Raw genomic sequence first — 15,974 nt, forward strand, 5'->3', positions numbered from 1 at the left:
TGCTTGTCCTCCGAGTCAGGCCGCGGACAGGTCGTCGACCTCGGCGGCGGTCAGTGGGATCCGCGCGGCGGCCAGGTTCTCCTCCAGGTGCGCCACCTTCGACGTGCCGGGGATCGGCAGCACCACCGGGGAACGGGCCAGCAGCCACGCGAGGGCCACCTGGGCGGGCGTCGCGTCGTGGGCCTTCGCGATCCGGTCGACCACGTCGCCGGCCGCCAGGCCGCCCTGGGCGACGGGTGCCCACGGGATGAAGCCGATCCCGTGGCGGGTGCAGTGGTCCAGCACCGGCTCCGAGTCGCGCTCGGTGATGTTGAAGCGGTTCTGCACCGTGCTGATCTCGACGACGGCCCTGGCCCGCTCGATCTGCGCGACGTCCACCTGCGACAGTCCGATCGCGACGACCTTCCCCTCGTCCCGCAACGCCTTCAGCTCGCCGACCTGGTCCTCGAGCGGGACCTGCGGGTCGACCCGGTGCAGCTGCAGCAGGTCGATCTGGTCGAGCCCCAGCCGCCGCAGGCTCAGCAGCACCTGCGCGCGCAGGTACTCGGGCCTGCCCACGGGAGGCCACGCCTTCGGGCCCAGCCGGACCCTGCCCCGCGGGGTGTCGACCACGTCGGGCCCGTTGCGGGTCAGGCCCACCTTCGTCGCGATCAGGACGTCGGCGGGGTACGGGTGGATCGCCTCGCGGATGATCTCCTCGCTGACGTGCGGGCCGTAGGAGTCGGCGGTGTCGATGAACTGGACACCGAGCTCGACCGCCCGGCGCACGACGCGGACGCACTCCCGCCGGTCCTCGGGCTCACCCCAGATGCCGAGGCCGGTCAGCCGCATCGCGCCGAAGCCCAGCCGGGCGACGGACCTGCCCGCGATCTCGAAGGTCCCGGCGGTCATCGGTCGGTACTCCCGGTCTGCTCGGTGACTTCAGTGTAGGCCGAAACTTCACTTCGCTCGGCGAGCCGGCGCAGGAGCACGAGGGCGTCCTCGGTGGCGCTGCCGGGTTCGGCGGTGTAGACGGACAGGTGCTGTCCCGGCGCGCTGGTCGCGGCCAGCGCCTCGAAGTGCAGGTGCAGCAGACCCACCCCGGGGTGCCGGAACCACTTGTCCTCGTGGGTCCGGGGGCGGATCTCGTAGCGCGCCCACAGCGACGCGAACGCCGGGCTGCGCGCGCTGAGCGAGCCCAGCACGGCCTCGATGCGCCGGTCGCCGGGGAAGGTGGCGGACTGCGCGCGCAGGTTGCCCACCGCGATCTCGGCGGCTTTGTCCCAGTCGACGTAGAACTCGCGCGCGAACGGATCCAGGAAGATCATCCGCAGCAGGTTGTCGAAACGCGCGAACCCGGAGTACAGCGCCTCGGCCATCGGGTTGGCCGCGAGGACGTCCTGCGCGGGCCCGACCACGAACGCGGGCAGGTCCCGGACGTTCGCCATCAGCAGCCGCAGGTCCGAGCCGACCTCGGCCACCGCCGCGGTCTCCGTCGTCAGTGCCGGCATGCCGAGCCGGTACAGGTGCTCGGCGGCGGCCTCGTTCAGGCGCAGCGCCTGGGCGATCGCGCGCAGGGCCTGTTCGGACGGACGGCGTTCCCTGCCCTGTTCCAGCCGCGTGTAGTAGTCGGTGCTGACCCCGGCCAGCAACGCGACCTCGTCGCGGCGCAGGCCCGGCACCCGGCGGTGGCCGTCGTCCGGCAGTCCCGCGGCGGCGGGGGTGACCGCGTCGCGCCGGGCCCGCAGGAAGTCGCCCAGGTCGTTCTCGCGCTTCATGAACCCACCGTAGGCGTTGGGCGGGAGAGCGGAAGGGTGTGGTGCACCCCCCCTTCCGGTCACTCCACTGTGGAGGGAGCGCCGGTTCGCCGGGTGCCGAGCGTCGCGCTCAGCACCGCTGCGCGGACCCGGACGCCCTCCTCGGTGAGGACGAGCACGCGGGACCGCCGGTCGTCCCGGTCGACGGTGCGCTCGACCAGGCCGCGGTCGAGGAGCTGGCCCGCCATGAAGGTCAGGTTCGACGCGTTGCAGCCGTCTACGCGGGCACGAAGGCGTTCGTCCTGTCGTTCAGCGAGGCGCTGGCGCAGGAACTGGCCGGCACCGGCGTGCGGGTGATGGCCGCGCGCTGACCCGCGTCACCGTGCGGCGCACGTGGACCGCACCGCCGAGCCGAGGGCCTCGCGGTGCAGGCCGTCGAGGTCCTGCAGGACGCTCGCCGACGTGGTGGCCAGGACCAGCTGCACGGTGCACGGGACGTGCTGGGCGCGCACGCTCTCGGTGGCCTTGAGCTGCCCGAGCAGCGCCGTCGTCAGCTGGTCGAGCCGGACGCGGATCTGCGCCAGGTCGGGACGCGTGGTGGGGGCCTCCTCCGGATGTGCCGTCCAGCGCGCGAACAGGCCCTTCTGCACGACCTTGCTCGCCGTGATCTGGTCCCGGAAGAACACCGCGGCGGCCTCCGGGTCCACCCCGGCGCCGACGGCCTGCGCGCGCACCTGCTGGAGCACCTGCTCCTCGCGGACGGGGTCCTCGATCGGCGAGGTGGTGCCGAACTTGGACGCCGCCACGTCGTCGCTCACGAGGAGGCGCTCGACGACGAGGTCTGTCAGCGGGCCGAGCCTGCCGAACGACCCGGCGGTCGTGACCGCGCTGCTCGCGACCTCGGCGTTCGGGGTCGCGGCCTGCGGGGCCGCGGTGGCCTGGGGGAAGGTCAGCGAGATCGCGCCGGCCACCGTCAGGGCGGTGACCGCGATGCGACGGGTCCTCTTGCTCAACTGCTTGCCTCGTTCTTCCGTGATCGTTTCGTCGGATACGTGACGCCGGTCAGTCTTTCGGACTCCTCCCACAGGCGGCGCTGCACGACGGCGTCGTGGGAGAGGCTGGAGGAGGTCACCCGCTCGGGGTGACCGGTGCGGCCGCGCGGGCCGTAGTAGTCGCCACCGCGGGCGAGTGGGTCGGTTGCGGCGCGGAGCGGGCCGAGCGCCCCCATCTCCGCGCTCTGGGAGAGCTTCCACATCAGCGGGTTGACCCTCGGGTCGAGCACGATCTGGACGAGCCGGTTCATCTCGCGCCCGCCCTCGGTCCTCGCGAGTCCGGGGTGACCGGCCACGGAGATCGCCTGGGAGCCGACCGCCCGCAGCCGCCGGTCGAGCTCGTGGGCGAAGAGCAGGTTGGCGAGCTTGGCCCGGTTGTAGGCCTTCGCGAACCGGTACCGCGGGCCCGCCTCGGGGTCGAGGTCGGCGGGGTCGATCGTGCCGTTGAGGTGGCCGTTGCTGGCGACCGTCACCACCCGAGCGCCCGGCGTGTCCCGCAGCATGTCGAGGACCAGCCCGGTGAACGCGAAGGGGCCGAGGTGGTTGACGCCGATGGTCGACTCGAACCCGTCCTCGGTGAGCGAGTACCACCGGCGGAACCCGCCCGCGTTGTTGACCAGCAGGTCGATGTGGCCGTACTCGTCGTGCAGCCGGTGGGACGCCGTGTGGACCGACGCGAGAGAGGCGAGGTCCAACAGCAACGTGCGCACGACCGCGCCGGGTGAGCCCGCCCAGATCCGGTCGGCGGCCGCGGCGGCCCGCCCCGCGTCACGGCAGGCCAGCACGACCTCGGCTCCGCGCCGCGCGAGGGCGTCGGCGATCGCGAACCCGAGTCCGGTGCTCGACCCGGTCACGACCGCCGTGCGCCCGTACAGCGCGGGGATGTCGTCGAAGGACCAGCGGTGCACGGGAGTCCTCTCTGATCAGGATGTAGCGTTCACTCTACACCAAGTTAGATAGAACGTTCGGTCTTGACAACTTGCGCCCGCGTCTGCACGATGTAGCTCGATAGAACGTTCGGTATCGCGGATCGTCCGCGATCGTGAAAGGGATCCGCCATGAGCACTCCTCTGTACGTCGGCATCGCCACCTCGACCGGTGACGGCAGGGCCGGAGGGCAGGCCAGGACCGACGACGGCCTGCTCGACATCTCGCTCGCGATCCCGAAGGAGATGGGCGGCCCCGGCGGCGCCACCAACCCGGAGCAGCTGTTCGCGGCCGGCTGGGCCTCGTGCTTCCACTCGGCGCTGAAGGCCGTCGCGGCACAGCGCAAGGTCCAGGTCGCCGACTCCGCGGTCGTCGCGGAGGTCCAGGTGCTCCCGACGCCCGAGGGCGGCTTCAGTCTGAGCGCGGCGCTGCACGTCGAACTCTCCGGCGTGGACCAGGCCGTGGCGGACGAGCTCGTCGAGGCCGCGCACCAGATCTGCCCGTACTCCAACGCCACGCGCGGCAACATCCCGGTCACCGTGGACGCGACTGTCGCCTGAGCGGGGCCTTGTAGCGGCCGGGCCGGCGGGGGATCGCCGGCCCGGTCTTCTTCGTGTGCGGGTGTGAGTTGGCGGGGGATCGGCTGACTCGGTCTTATGGTGAGCGTTACATACAACTCTATGTCGGAGGGGTGACCTGGTGGGTATCAGAAAGCTGGGCTACGTCGGCCTGAACGTCACCGATGTCGACGCGTGGACCGATCTGCTGTGGCGCACGCTGGGTGTCGGGGTCTCCGATGCCAAAGCGGGTACGGAGACGATCGCGCTCGCCGAGATGGACGAGTTCAAGTACCGCGTCGCGCTGTATCCCTCCAGCGTGGACTCGCCGCGTGAGATCGGCTGGGTCGTGGACACCCCCGCGGAACTCGACCGCCTCACCACCCGGCTCACCGACGCCGGCTACACCGTTGCCGAGGGCACGGATGACGAACGGGACCTGCGGGGTGCCACGCATCTGCGGTGGTTCACCGACCCCGCCGGGTTCCGGGTCGAGCTGGCCATCGGCGAGACGAAGGTCCGCGTCGCCGCCGACCGCCCCACCGGCGGGCCCGGCATCACCGGCCTGGGCCACCTCGTCCTCGCCACCCCGCATCTGCCTGAACTGCGCGAGTTGTACGAAACCGTGCTCGAGTTCAAGCTCACCGACTACCGCTCACCCGGCCTGTTCTTCTTCCGCTGCAACTCAACGCACCACAGCATCGCTCTCGGCACCGCGGACACCGCCTCCATCCACCACCTCGAGTTCGAGCACGCCACCATCGACGACGTCGGCCGCGCCCACGACCGCGCCCACACCAACAACGTCCCCGTCTCCATCAGCCTCGGCCGCCACATGAACGACAAAGCCCTCTCCTTCTACGTCAAGAACCCCAGCGGCTTCCACCTCGAAATCGGCTGCGGCGGCATCACAGTCGACGACGACTGGGTCCCCCACGACTTCGGCCAAGCCAGCGTCTGGGGACACCACCACACCGACACCAACCCCTTCGCCGGGACCAAGTCGTGACGGGCCAGCTCTCCGGTCGGCGTGCCCTCGTCACGGGTGCGGCGAGCGGAATCGGGGCCGCTGTGGCCACTCGGCTCGCCGGGCTCGGTGCTGATGTCGTCGTCTGCGACGTCGATGCCGACGGTGCCGAGAGGACGGCGAGGCAGATCGGCGGTGAGGCGCTGCCGCTCGACCTGAGTGACACGAAGAGCTTGGGGGACAAGCGGTTCGACGCCGACATCCTCGTCAACAACGCCGGGGTCCAGCACGTGTCGCCGGTCGAGGAGTTCGCGCCGGAGCGGTTCGCCTTCATGCTGCGGCTGATGCTGGAGGCGCCGTTCCTGTTGAGCCGCGCCGTGCTGCCGGGCATGTACGAACGCGGCTGGGGGCGGATCGTGCACGTCGCCAGCGTCCACGGACTGCGCGCCAGCGCCTACAAGTCCGCCTACGTCAGCGCGAAGCACGGACTGCTGGGGTTGTCGAAGGTGATCGCGCTGGAGGGTGCGGCCAAGGGCGTCACGAGCAACTGCGTGTGCCCGGGGTACGTGCGCACGCCGCTGGTGGAGAACCAGTTGGCGGGCCAGGCGAAGGCGCACGGCCTGAGCGTCGACGACGTGGTGGCGGAGGTGCTGCTCGCGAAGATCGCGGTCAAGCGCCTGATCGAACCGGCCGAGGTCGCCGGTGCGGTGGCGTACCTGTGCTCACCGGAGACGAACTCGGTCACCGGCACCGAGATGGTCCTCGACGGGGGTTGGAGCGCCTCCTGACGACGGAGGCGTTCCGGGGCGCGGAACGCTCTGGTGCGCGTGACCGAGAGCGACTGGGACGATCCGGTGGGTGAATGTCGTTGTCGCGCAACGGAAACAGGAACTGAGGCCCTCGGCTTCGAACAGCACGGGCGACACCGGCCGGTGTCCGGTCATCACCCACCTGGATGAGATAGAACGTTCGGTCTTGACTCCGTCGCGGGCCGTCGTTACAGTACCGGTGTAGCGATCGTTCTATACACCGCCCCGGTGTCCGTCTCCTCGGACGTGGGGCAAGGAATTCGGTCTTGGCGCGCGAACGACGCGATGAGCCGGGCCGTCCACATCGAACCGAAGGAAATCCCGTGACTGCCACCAGTCCTGCCGCGTCGTCCCTGCGACGGTTGTACTTCGTCCGTGCCGCGTTCGCACTCGTCTGGGCCGTCCTGGTGGGCGTGACCGGATCCGAGCTCGGGCCGATCGTCATCACGCTCGTCATCCTGTACCCGCTGTTCGACGTGGCCGCGGCCATCGTCGACGCCCGCTCCTCGAAGCAGTCCCAGAACGTGCTGGGCCTGTACGTCAACGTCGCCGTCAGCACGCTCGCGGCCCTCGGCATCGCGATCGCCAGCGGCACGACCGGCATCCCCGGCATCCTGCAGGTGTGGGGCGCGTGGGCGATCGTCTCGGGCATCGTCCAGCTGGTCGTCGGTGTCGGCCGCCGCAAGATGGGCGGCCAGTGGCCCATGATCCTCAGCGGTGGCCTGTCCGTGGGTGCCGGTACCTCGTTCATCCTGATGTCCTCGCAGCCGAACGCCGCGCTGACCTCCGTGGCGGGCTACGCCGCGCTCGGTGGCATCTTCTTCCTGGTGTCGGCGATCCGCCTGGGTTCCGCCGCGAAGAAGGCCCCCGCGACGGCCGGCGCGGTCTGAGCCCTTCCCGATCACGACGCGGTGACGCGCGGGTGGTGGGGTTCGCGAGAACCCCCGCCCGGCGCCCCGCGGTCCGCGGTCGCTATTCGTTCGGCGTTTGTTCAGAGAAGGTCTTTCAGGCGCCACGGCCGGTGTGGCCCTTCTGTCCACCGAAGATCGTTGCCGGTGGGGCTCACCGACCGAGGGTCGTCGCACGGCCGCCGTCGCAATTGACGCTGGCCAATGCCTGCCCCGAGTTGTAGAGTGAGCGTTACATACAGAGGGTGGGCTCCGGATCGGCACCACAGTGCCGGACCGGGCTTTTTCGGGGGCCTGAACGACCGTCGCAACGAAGCGAGGTTTCCCGTGAACGTTCTCGAGCAGGTCAGAAATTCACCGATGAGTCGCGCTCAGGTCCAGGCAGTCGCCCTCTGCCTGGTCATGAACGTGGTCGACGGTTTCGATCTACTGGTCACGTCCTTCGTCGGCCCGGCGATCACCCGCGAGTGGGGCCTGTCCCCGTCGTCGGTGGGGGTGCTGCTCAGCGGTGGCCTGGCCGGCATGGCGATCGGCGCGCTGTTCCTGGCGCCGCTCGCCGACCGCATCGGGCGCCGCAAGATCACGCTCGGCAGCCTGGCGCTGGCGTCGCTCGGCATGCTGGCGGCGGCCTTCACCCAGGACCTCGGGCAGCTCCTCGCCGCCCGCGTCGTCACGGGTGTGGCCGTGGGCACGATGGCGGCGAGCCTGCCGGTGCTCACCTCCGAGTACTCGAACAACAAGCGCAAGGGAACGGCCGTCGCGCTGATCACGACGGGCTACGGCATCGGCGCGGTCATCGCGGGCCTCTCCACGAGCGTGCTGGTCGGCTCCACGGGTTGGCGTTCCGTGTTCGTCTTCGGCGCCGTCGCGACGGCCGTGCTGTTCCTGGTGGGCCTGAAGTTCCTGCCGGAGTCCATGGACTACCTGGTCGCGAAGCGCCCCGCCGGCGCGCTGCCGAGGTTCAACAAGATCCTCGTCTCGATGGGACGCCAGCCGGTCGACGAGCTGCCCGCGCACGACACGGGGTCGCGCAAGGTCGCGCTGGAGTCGCTGTTCCAGGGCGGCAACGCCGTCCGCACGGTCCTGGTCTGGCTCGCGTTCACCGCGGCGCAGACCGCGTTCTACTTCGCCAGCTCCTGGACGCCCACCCTCCTGCTGAAGGCGGGCATGTCCAACCAGCAGGGCATCAGCGGCGGCATCCTGTTCAGCCTCGGCGGCATCACCGGCGCGGCGCTGCTCGGCGTGCTGGTGTCCAAAGTGGAGGCACGGAAGCTGACCGCGGCGTACTTCGGCCTCGCCGCCGTGATGCTCGTGCTGTTCTCGCTCTCCCTGGGGACGCTCGCGATCGCACTGGTCTTCGCCGTGGTCCTCGGGCTCTTCCTCAACGGGACGATCTCGGGCATCAACGTCATCGTGCCGCTGATCTACCCGGCGGAGTCCCGCGCGACGGCGCTCGGCATGGCGGTCGCGGTGAGCAGGCTCGGCGCCGTGCTGGCACCGCTGTTCGCCGGCTACCTCGTGCAGGCGGGCTGGCAGCCGAGCTCGATGTACCAGGTGTTCACGATCCCCGCGCTGATCGGTGGCGCGGCGGTGCTGCTCCTGACGCGGTTCGGGCGTTCGACCCCGAACGCGGTGGACGCGCCGGTCAAGGCCGGTGCGGTCGCGGAAGCCTGACCGATTCCGACGTGCGTCCGGCGGTGGCGCGGGTGATGGTGAAATGTCTCGAACGAGGAGGTTCCGGGTGTCCGTCGCAACGGAGGACGTCGCTGTGACTGGCGCCGATCTCCCACTGGTCCTGCTCCACGGCGGTGGGCCGGGTGTCGACGCCGTCAGCAACTGGGCGGCGGTGACGACCCGGCTCCGCACGGAGTTCGACTGCGTCGCGCCCGACCTGCTCGGCTTCGGCGTCCAGGTCACCGCCGCCGGGACCGAGGGGCTCGAAGGACCGCGGGCGTGGGCCGACGCCCGCGCACGGCAGGTCCTCGACCTGCTCGACCGCAACGGACTCGGGAAGGTGAACCTCGTCGGCAACTCCGCCGCCGGCGGGGCCGCCGCGCTGGCGCTGCTCGCCATCGCGCCGGACCGGGTCCGCCGCGCGGTCGTCATGGGTGGTGCGGGCACCGGGCCGCTGCCCGCCGCGGTCCCGTTCTACGGCGAGCCGACGAAGGAGTCCATGCGCGCCACCCTCGCGCGGCTCGTCGCCGACGAGAGCGTCCACGGCGACCTGCTCGACGAGCTCGCGGACTTCCGCGTGCGCCAGGCACTGCGCCCCGGCGCCGAGGAGGCCTTCCGGTCGATGTTCGCGGCCGTCGACGCACCCGCCGTCGACCTCGCGTCGATCACCACGCCGGTGCTGGCGCTGCACGGGGAGCACGACCGGGTCTCACCCGTCGAGGTCTCGCGGCGCCTCGCCGCCGCACTGCCCCACGGCCGGCTGGAGGTGGTCGCCGGGGCCGGCCACTGGATCCACATCGACCGGCCGGACGAGTTCTGCGCCCTGGTAGGGGAGTTCATCAGCTCATGACACAGCAACCCGGCAGTGACGAACTGCTCGACGTCCTGGTCGTCGGAGCCGGCCCCACAGGGCTGACGCTCGCGATCGACCTCGCCCAGCGCGGCGTGCGGTGCCACGTCGTCGAGGCGTCCGGAGAACGCGCGGAGAACCCGCGCTGCAACACGACCTCCGCCCGGTCGATGGAGATCTTCCGCCGCCTCGGGATCGCCGACGACATCCGGCGCGCCGGACTGCCGTCGTACCACCCGACGTCGATCCAGTACCGGACCACGCTCGTCGGCGAGGAGATCTACCGCATCGAACTGCCGTCGGCGCGGGAGGTGCTCTCCGGCACCGGGATGATGGACTGGCCGACGCCGGAGCCCCAGCACCGCATCTCGCAGCTGTACCTCGAACCCCTCCTCGAACGGCACGCGAGTGGCCTGCCCGCGGTGTCGATCGAGCGCGGTACCCGCCTGGTCGAGCTGCGCCAGCACGACGACCACGTCGAGGCCGTCGTGGAAACCGAAGGCGCGCAACGGGTTCTGCGCGCCGCGTACGTCGTGGGCTGCGACGGTGCGCACAGCGCCGTCCGCCGCCAGCTCGGCATCCGGTACGAGGGCGTCGAGGCGATCCAGAAGTTCGTGTCGACCTTCGTCCGGTCACCGGAGCTCGGCGAGATCGCCGCACGCGACCGGGCCTGGACCTACTGGACGCACGGCCGCAAGCAGGCCTCGATCATCGCCATCGACGGGGACGCGTTGTGGCTCAACCACGTCGCGTTCGCACCGGACCACGACACCGACGCCGAGGACCCCGAGCAGTTGCTGCGCGAGGCCGTCGGTGCGGACGTCGAACACGAGGTGCTCGGTGTCGTCCGCTGGACCGGGCGCCAGCTCGTGGCCCAGCGCTACCAGGACGGCCGGGTGTTCCTCGCCGGGGACGCCGCCCACATCTGGATCCCGGTGGGAGGGTTCGGCATGAACGCGGGCATCCAGGACGCCGCGGCGCTGGGGTGGATGCTCGCGGCCGTCCGCCAGGGCTGGGCACCGCCGGAGCTGCTGCGGGCCTACGAGCTCGAACGCAGGCCGGTGGGGGAGCAGTTCGCCGCGGCCGTGGGGGCCAAGGCCCGCAAGTCGCTCGCCGGCTTCTCGCCCGACATCCACCTGCCCGGCGACGAGGGCGCGCAGGCCCGCGCGGAGTTCGCCGAACGGCTCGCGATCACCGAGCCCTCGCGCTACTCGCCGGACGGCTTCAGCTTCGGCTACCACTACGCGGGTTCCCCGCTCGTGATCGGGGGCGAGGAGCAGGACGCCATCAGCATGGGCGGCTACCAGGACAGGGCCCAGCCCGGGTTCCGGTTGCCGCACAGCTGGCTCGACGACGGCAGGTCGGTGCTCGACCTCCTCGGGCCCGGCTTCACCCTGCTGCGCACGGACAACAGGGCCGACACGGCACCGTGGGTCTGGGCGGCGGGGGAGACCGGCGTGCCGCTCGCCGTCGTCGACCTGCCGGACGACGTGCTCGCGGACCACGCGGACCGGTACCCCGCGGCACTGCTGCTCGTGCGCCCGGACCAGCACGTCGCCTGGATGGGCGGCGCCGACGGCTTCCCCGACGAGCTCCTGCACACGGCCACCGGACGCGTCACCGCCCACCAGCGATAAGAACCACCAGGAGAACGCACATGCCTTACGCACTGGGCATCGACGTGGGCGGCACGTTCACCGATGCCGTCGCGTCCGACGGAGCCGGGCGGATCGTCTCGGCCAAGACACCGACGACACCGCCGAACCGCGAGGTCGGTGTCATGAAGGCGATCGAGGACCTCGCCGCCGAGCTCGGCATCGGTGTCGGAGAGCTCCTCTCGCAGACCGACTACATCGCGCACGGCACCACGGCGTCGATCAACGCCCTCGTCCAGGGCGAGGTGGCCGACGTCGGCCTCATCGCCACCAAGGGCCACCGGGACGCGATCTACATCATGAACGCCGAGGGCCGCACGCTCGGCCGGTCGGCGCACGAGATCCAGGACACCCTGCGGCAGCGCAAGCCCGCGCCGCTGATCCCGAAGTACCGGGCGCTCGAGGTCACCGAGCGGGTGGACTACACGGGCGACGTCCTGGTGCCGCTGGACGAGGACGAGGTCCGCCGCGTCGCACAGTCCCTTGTGGACCAAGGTGTGGAGGCCATCGCCGTCTGCCTGCTGTGGTCGTTCAAGAACCCGGCGCACGAGCAGCGCGTCCGCCAGCTGATCCACGAGATCGCGCCGGACCTGTACGTGACGCTGTCGTCGGAGGTGAGCCCGCGCATCCGCGAGTTCTCGCGCACCTCGACCACGATCATGAACGCCCAGGTGGGCCCGAAGCTGCGCACCTACCTCCTGCCGTTGCAGAAGCAGCTGGAGGAGGGCGGCCTCAGGGGACCGCTGCTGGTCATGCAGAGCGAGGGCGGCACCATCACCGCCGACCGCGCTCCCGAGCACGCCATCACCACGATCGGCTCGGTGCTGTCCGGCGGTGTGATCGGCGGCAAGCGCCTGGCCGAACAGCTGGGGCACCGCAACGTCATCACCACGGACGTCGGCGGCACGACGTTCCTGGCCGGCCTGATCGTCGACGGTGAACCCGTCATGGCGCCCGGCTCGATCGTGAACCAGTTCCCGATCAACGCGGCCACGATCCGCGTGCACACCATCGGTTCCGGCGGCGGCGCGCTCGCGTCGGTGGACGCGGGCGGCAACCTCCGCCTCGGCCCGCAGAGCGCGGAGGCCGTGCCGGGGCCCGCCTGTTACGGCAACGGCGGCACGCGGCCCACGAACACCGACGCCAACCTGGTGCTGGGCATCCTCAGCGAGCGCGGACTTCTGGGCGGCCGCAAGCCGTTGCGGATGGACCTGGCGCGCGAGGCGATCCGCGTGCACGTGGCCGAGCCGCTCGGGCTCACGGTCGAAGAGGCCGCCATCGCGATCCACGAGGTGCAGAACGCCCAGGCCGGTGACCTGCTGCGGCGGGCGGTCGTGCAGGCGGGCTTCGACCCGCGCGACTTCGTCGCCTACGCGTTCGGCGGGGCCGGTCCCGCCCACTGCGCCGGTTACTGCCAGGACCTCGGTGTCCGCGAGGTCGTCGTCCCGCTCGGTCCCGTCGCGTCGGCGTTCTCGGCCTACGGGCTCGCGGCCTCCGACGTCTCGCTGAGCGCCGAGCTGTCCGACCCCTCGGCCTTCCCGGTCGACCACACGGTGCTGGAGTCGCACTACGCGCGCCTCGAAGCCGACCTCCAGCGCGCGCTGGACCGGCAGAAGGTGAAGTTCCACGACGTCGTGCTGGAGCGCGAGGTCGACCTGCGGTACTCCATGCAGGTCACCGAACTGTCCACCGCCGTGCCGGACGAGACGTTCACCGAGAGGACCGGGGACGAGGTCCTCGAACGCTTCGAGGAGCAGTACGAGCGCATCAACGGCAGCGGCTCCGGCTTCCGCGAGGCCGGCGTGCAGGCGATCACCTACCGCATGCGCGCCAAGGCGAGCCTCGGGTTCCCGGTCGAACTGCCGCGCGTTCCCCAGGGCGACGGCGAGGACCCGTCCGAGGCGCTGCTCGGCGAGCGGGACGTCTGCCTCGACTCGCAGGCCGGCTTCGTCCCCACCCCCGTCTACGACTACTCGTTGCTGCGCGCGGGCCACGTGCTGCAGGGCCCCGCGATCGTCGAGGTCCCCACCACCGTCGTCGTGGTCCCGGGCGGCGTCACCGGCACCGTCGACCACCTCGGCAACCTCGTGCTGCGCTACCAGGGAGGACAGCCCTCATGACATCCCGGATCCCCGGCGCGGACGAGTTCACCAGCCGCCCGATGCCGAGGGAGGAGCTGCTGGCGCAGATCTCCCCTTCCCTGCCGCTGCACCAGATCGCCGACGACCACGAGCAGGTCGACGCGCTCACCTACGAGGTCGTGCGGCACCGCCTCTGGGCGATCACCCAGGAGATGGGCGAGACGCTGCGGCGGATGTCGGGCTCGCACGTCGTGACCGAGTCCAACGACTTCAACTTCTCCATCTGCGACGAGCTCGGCGAGCAGGTCCAGGTCGGCACCTACAACATCGGCCTCATCGGCTCGATGGACCTGGCGATCACCTGGACGTTGCGCAACCGCAGCGACAACCCCGGCATCGCCGAGGGCGACATGTTCCTGTGCAACGACCCGTGGATCGGCGGCGGCCTGCACCAGAACGACGCCGCGATCCTCGCGCCGATCTTCCACGACGGCAAGCTGTTCGGCTGGACCACGGCGATCGCCCACCAGGTCGACCTCGGCGGCCCGCGCCCCGGCTCGTTCAGCCCGTCGGCGCAGGACGTCTTCGGTGAGGCCGTGCCCACGCCGCCGATGAAGGTCGTGCGCGGAGGCGTGCTGCAACGCGACATCGCCGACGCCTGGGTGCGCCGGTCGCGGTTGCCCCACCTGGTCGGCCTCGACCTGCGCGCCAAGATCGCCGCGAACAAGAACGCGGGCGACCAGATCCTGAGGCTCATCACCAAGTACGGCGCCGACACGGTCAAGGCCGTGATGCGCCGGATGATGAACGACGCCGAGCGCCGGTTGCGGGCCAAGCTCGCGAACCTGCCGGACGGCACCTGGACCGCGGTCGGCTACCAGGAGCAGTCGGGCACCGGCGACCGCAACCTGCACGCCATCAAGGTCGCCATGACCAAGGAGGGCGAGAAGCTCGTCTTCGACTTCCGCGGCACCACGGGCCAGACCGGCATCATCAACTGCCCCTACCCGGGCCTGCGCGCCGGCATCGTGTTCACGATGCTCCCGTTGCTCGCGGGGGACATCCCGTGGGCCGCGGGCGGCCTGATGCGCTGCTTCGAGATCATCACCGACGAGGACACGATCACCAACGCGTCCTTCCCGGCCGCGGTCGGCAAGGGACCGTTCGGCCCCGCGTGGGGCGCGGGCAACCTCGTCGCCGAGGTCCTCGCGAGGATGCTCGACGCCGAACCCGACCACCGCGCCGACGTGCAGTCGATCTGCAACGGCACCACCGACCTCTGCGTCGTGTCCGGTGTGGACGTTCGTGGCGGGGCGAGCAAGCGCTTCGTGTCGCCCATCTTCGACGTCATGGCGGGCGGCTACGGCGCCCAGGTGCACCACGACGGCGTCGACACCGGCGGCCGGTTGATCATCCCCTCCGCGCGGGCACCCGACGTCGAGATGACCGAGTACCTCTACCCGCTGGTCGCCCTGTGGCGCCGCGAGCAGACGGACTCGGGCGGCCCCGGCCGGCAGCGCGGCGGCATGAGCGGCTCGGTCTGCTACGTCCAGCACCCGGACCAAAGTGGACGGATGTCGCTCGTCGTGTCGGGCAACGGCAAGGTGGCGAACCAGAACGTCGGCCTCGCGGGCGGTTACCCCGGCAACTCGCAGCTCGACCTCGTCGTGCGCGGCATCGACGGACCGCAGCTCGCGGACGTGACGTCGATCCCCGCCGGTCTGGACGAGCTCGGCGGGCAGGTCGAGGTGCTGCCCGCCGAGGGCGAGTCGGACCTCGGCCCCGGCGACGCCCTCTACCTGCACTGGCAGGCGGGCGGCGGGTACGGAGACCCGTTGCTGCGCGAGGAGGACAGTGTCGGCGAGGACGTGCGGCAGGCCCGCGTCTCGGCCGAGGCGGCGCGTGACGTCTACGGCGTCCACCTCGCCGAGGACGGCGAGGTGGACGCGGACGCCACGGCGGCGACCCGCGTGCGGCTGCGCCAGCGGCGTGCGACCGACGCGGGCGTCACGGGGCTCGGCACCGAGGAGATCAGCGCGGCGGACCTGACCGAGGCCCGCAGGCTCGACGACAACCTCGCCGTCGTGGACTCCACGGTCGTCTGCGTGCACTGCGGTACGCGAATCGGACCTCTCGAGGGCGGCGCGTTCTTCGACTTCCTCGCCCGCCGCGAGACGGCGCCGACCGAGGCGGGACCGCACATCTGGCACGACCCGTCGGAATACGTCGACGCCGAGATCGTGTTCCGCCAGCTGCTGTGCCCCGGTTGTCTGACCGCGGTGAACTCCCGGGTCGTCCCGGTGGACCACCCGCTGCCGCACGACGACTACCGAGCCTGGAACTAGTGGCGCGTCCCAGGAGGTCGGCGAGGTAATCCACGCTCAGCAGGGTGCCTCGCGGCACCGCCCCCACGCCCCCGTACAACCAGTACGAGGACGTGGGGGCGGCACCACGATGCACCCGTCTGACCGCGAATTCCCCCGGCAACCTCCTGCGCCACACCACTAGGGCTGCTCCTGGGCGTGGTGCAGCGCCGGTGAACTGGCCGGGGGAAGAACCTCTTCCCCCGGCCAGTTCGCTGTTCCGGGGTCCTGTTCCCTCCCGGCGGAAACGCATTGCCGGTCGATGCGTGACGGTGAAGTGAGTCGCTCCCGCACGCGTTGTTCTCACTTCCGCGCAAGTGGACGGTGTTTTCCACTTGAGTGCATAAAGTCGATGACAGGGCGGCGGAACGAGCCGCCGGAATTCCAGGGGAGAT

Annotated in this window: 14 protein-coding genes; 10 read left to right on the forward strand and 4 right to left on the reverse strand. The window is 70.8% G+C overall.

The window, feature by feature from the left end:
- Positions 1–15 precede the first annotated feature (15 nt).
- Both ND450_RS01740 and ND450_RS01745 read right to left on the reverse strand, forming a co-directional pair.
- Positions 16–891, reverse strand: a complete 876-nt coding sequence (locus ND450_RS01740; protein WP_253324404.1) for an aldo/keto reductase — start codon at positions 889–891, stop codon at positions 16–18.
- Positions 888–1,757 carry a helix-turn-helix transcriptional regulator gene (locus tag ND450_RS01745; protein WP_253324405.1) on the reverse strand — a complete coding sequence of 290 codons (870 nt, stop codon included), beginning with the start codon at positions 1,755–1,757 and terminating at the stop codon, positions 888–890. The genes ND450_RS01740 and ND450_RS01745 overlap by 4 nt, the downstream gene beginning before the upstream one ends.
- 41 nt (positions 1,758–1,798) lie before the next feature.
- Between ND450_RS01745 and ND450_RS01750 the strand changes: the two genes are divergently transcribed.
- Entirely contained in the window at positions 1,799–2,107 is a 309-nt protein-coding gene (locus tag ND450_RS01750) for a hypothetical protein (RefSeq protein WP_253324406.1), read from the forward strand.
- Positions 2,108–2,113: 6 nt separating this feature from the next.
- Here ND450_RS01750 and ND450_RS01755 read toward each other — a convergent pair whose 3' ends face one another.
- Positions 2,114–2,749 (reverse strand): chorismate mutase, encoded by a 636-nt coding sequence (locus tag ND450_RS01755; protein WP_253324407.1) that lies wholly within the window; start codon positions 2,747–2,749, stop codon positions 2,114–2,116.
- On the reverse strand, positions 2,746–3,696 hold the full coding sequence (locus tag ND450_RS01760; protein WP_253324408.1) for an oxidoreductase: 951 nt from the start codon (positions 3,694–3,696) through the stop codon (positions 2,746–2,748). The genes ND450_RS01755 and ND450_RS01760 overlap by 4 nt, the downstream gene beginning before the upstream one ends.
- Positions 3,697–3,846: 150 nt before the next feature.
- On the opposite strand from ND450_RS01760, the gene ND450_RS01765 reads away from it, so the two are divergent.
- The 9 genes from ND450_RS01765 to ND450_RS01805 all read left to right on the forward strand — a co-directional run bounded on the left by ND450_RS01765 (position 3,847) and on the right by ND450_RS01805 (position 15,561).
- Positions 3,847–4,275, forward strand: coding sequence for an organic hydroperoxide resistance protein (locus ND450_RS01765; protein ID WP_253324409.1), 429 nt, complete (start codon positions 3,847–3,849; stop codon positions 4,273–4,275).
- Positions 4,276–4,414: 139 nt separating this feature from the next.
- Entirely contained in the window at positions 4,415–5,281 is an 867-nt protein-coding gene (locus tag ND450_RS01770) for a VOC family protein (RefSeq protein WP_253324410.1), read from the forward strand.
- Entirely contained in the window at positions 5,278–6,027 is a 750-nt protein-coding gene (locus ND450_RS01775) for a 3-hydroxybutyrate dehydrogenase (RefSeq protein ID WP_253324411.1), read from the forward strand. Before ND450_RS01770 ends, ND450_RS01775 begins: the two co-directional genes overlap by 4 nt.
- A gap of 344 nt (positions 6,028–6,371) precedes the next feature.
- Positions 6,372–6,938 (forward strand): hypothetical protein, encoded by a 567-nt coding sequence (locus ND450_RS01780; RefSeq protein ID WP_253324412.1) that lies wholly within the window; start codon positions 6,372–6,374, stop codon positions 6,936–6,938.
- Positions 6,939–7,316: 378 nt separating this feature from the next.
- On the forward strand, positions 7,317–8,630 hold the full coding sequence (locus ND450_RS01785) for an MFS transporter (protein ID WP_253324413.1): 1,314 nt from the start codon (positions 7,317–7,319) through the stop codon (positions 8,628–8,630).
- Between the two features lie 67 nt (positions 8,631–8,697).
- Entirely contained in the window at positions 8,698–9,480 is a 783-nt protein-coding gene (locus tag ND450_RS01790; protein ID WP_253324414.1) for an alpha/beta fold hydrolase, read from the forward strand.
- On the forward strand, positions 9,477–11,117 hold the full coding sequence (locus tag ND450_RS01795; RefSeq protein WP_253324415.1) for an FAD-dependent monooxygenase: 1,641 nt from the start codon (positions 9,477–9,479) through the stop codon (positions 11,115–11,117). Before ND450_RS01790 ends, ND450_RS01795 begins: the two co-directional genes overlap by 4 nt.
- A gap of 20 nt (positions 11,118–11,137) precedes the next feature.
- Positions 11,138–13,255 (forward strand): hydantoinase/oxoprolinase family protein, encoded by a 2,118-nt coding sequence (locus tag ND450_RS01800; RefSeq protein WP_253324416.1) that lies wholly within the window; start codon positions 11,138–11,140, stop codon positions 13,253–13,255.
- Entirely contained in the window at positions 13,252–15,561 is a 2,310-nt protein-coding gene (locus ND450_RS01805) for a hydantoinase B/oxoprolinase family protein (RefSeq protein ID WP_253324417.1), read from the forward strand. Before ND450_RS01800 ends, ND450_RS01805 begins: the two co-directional genes overlap by 4 nt.
- Positions 15,562–15,974 lie beyond the last annotated feature (413 nt).

The organism is Lentzea sp. HUAS12 (genome assembly GCF_024125735.1).
GTDB classification, from domain to species: Bacteria; Actinomycetota; Actinomycetes; order Mycobacteriales; family Pseudonocardiaceae; genus Lentzea; species Lentzea albida.

Excerpts from the sequence above, each read along its gene's own strand:
- ND450_RS01805 (WP_253324417.1), top strand. The coding sequence starts at position 13,252 with ATGACATCCCGGATCCCCGGCGCGGACGAGTTCACCAGCCGCCCGATG.
- ND450_RS01785 (WP_253324413.1), top strand. The coding sequence starts at position 7,317 with ATGAGTCGCGCTCAGGTCCAGGCAGTCGCCCTCTGCCTGGTCATGAAC.
- ND450_RS01765 (WP_253324409.1), top strand. The coding sequence starts at position 3,847 with ATGAGCACTCCTCTGTACGTCGGCATCGCCACCTCGACCGGTGACGGC.
- ND450_RS01740 (WP_253324404.1), bottom strand. The coding sequence starts at position 891 with ATGACCGCCGGGACCTTCGAGATCGCGGGCAGGTCCGTCGCCCGGCTG.
- ND450_RS01800 (WP_253324416.1), top strand. The coding sequence starts at position 11,138 with ATGCCTTACGCACTGGGCATCGACGTGGGCGGCACGTTCACCGATGCC.
- ND450_RS01745 (WP_253324405.1), bottom strand. The coding sequence starts at position 1,757 with ATGAAGCGCGAGAACGACCTGGGCGACTTCCTGCGGGCCCGGCGCGAC.
- ND450_RS01795 (WP_253324415.1), top strand. The coding sequence starts at position 9,477 with ATGACACAGCAACCCGGCAGTGACGAACTGCTCGACGTCCTGGTCGTC.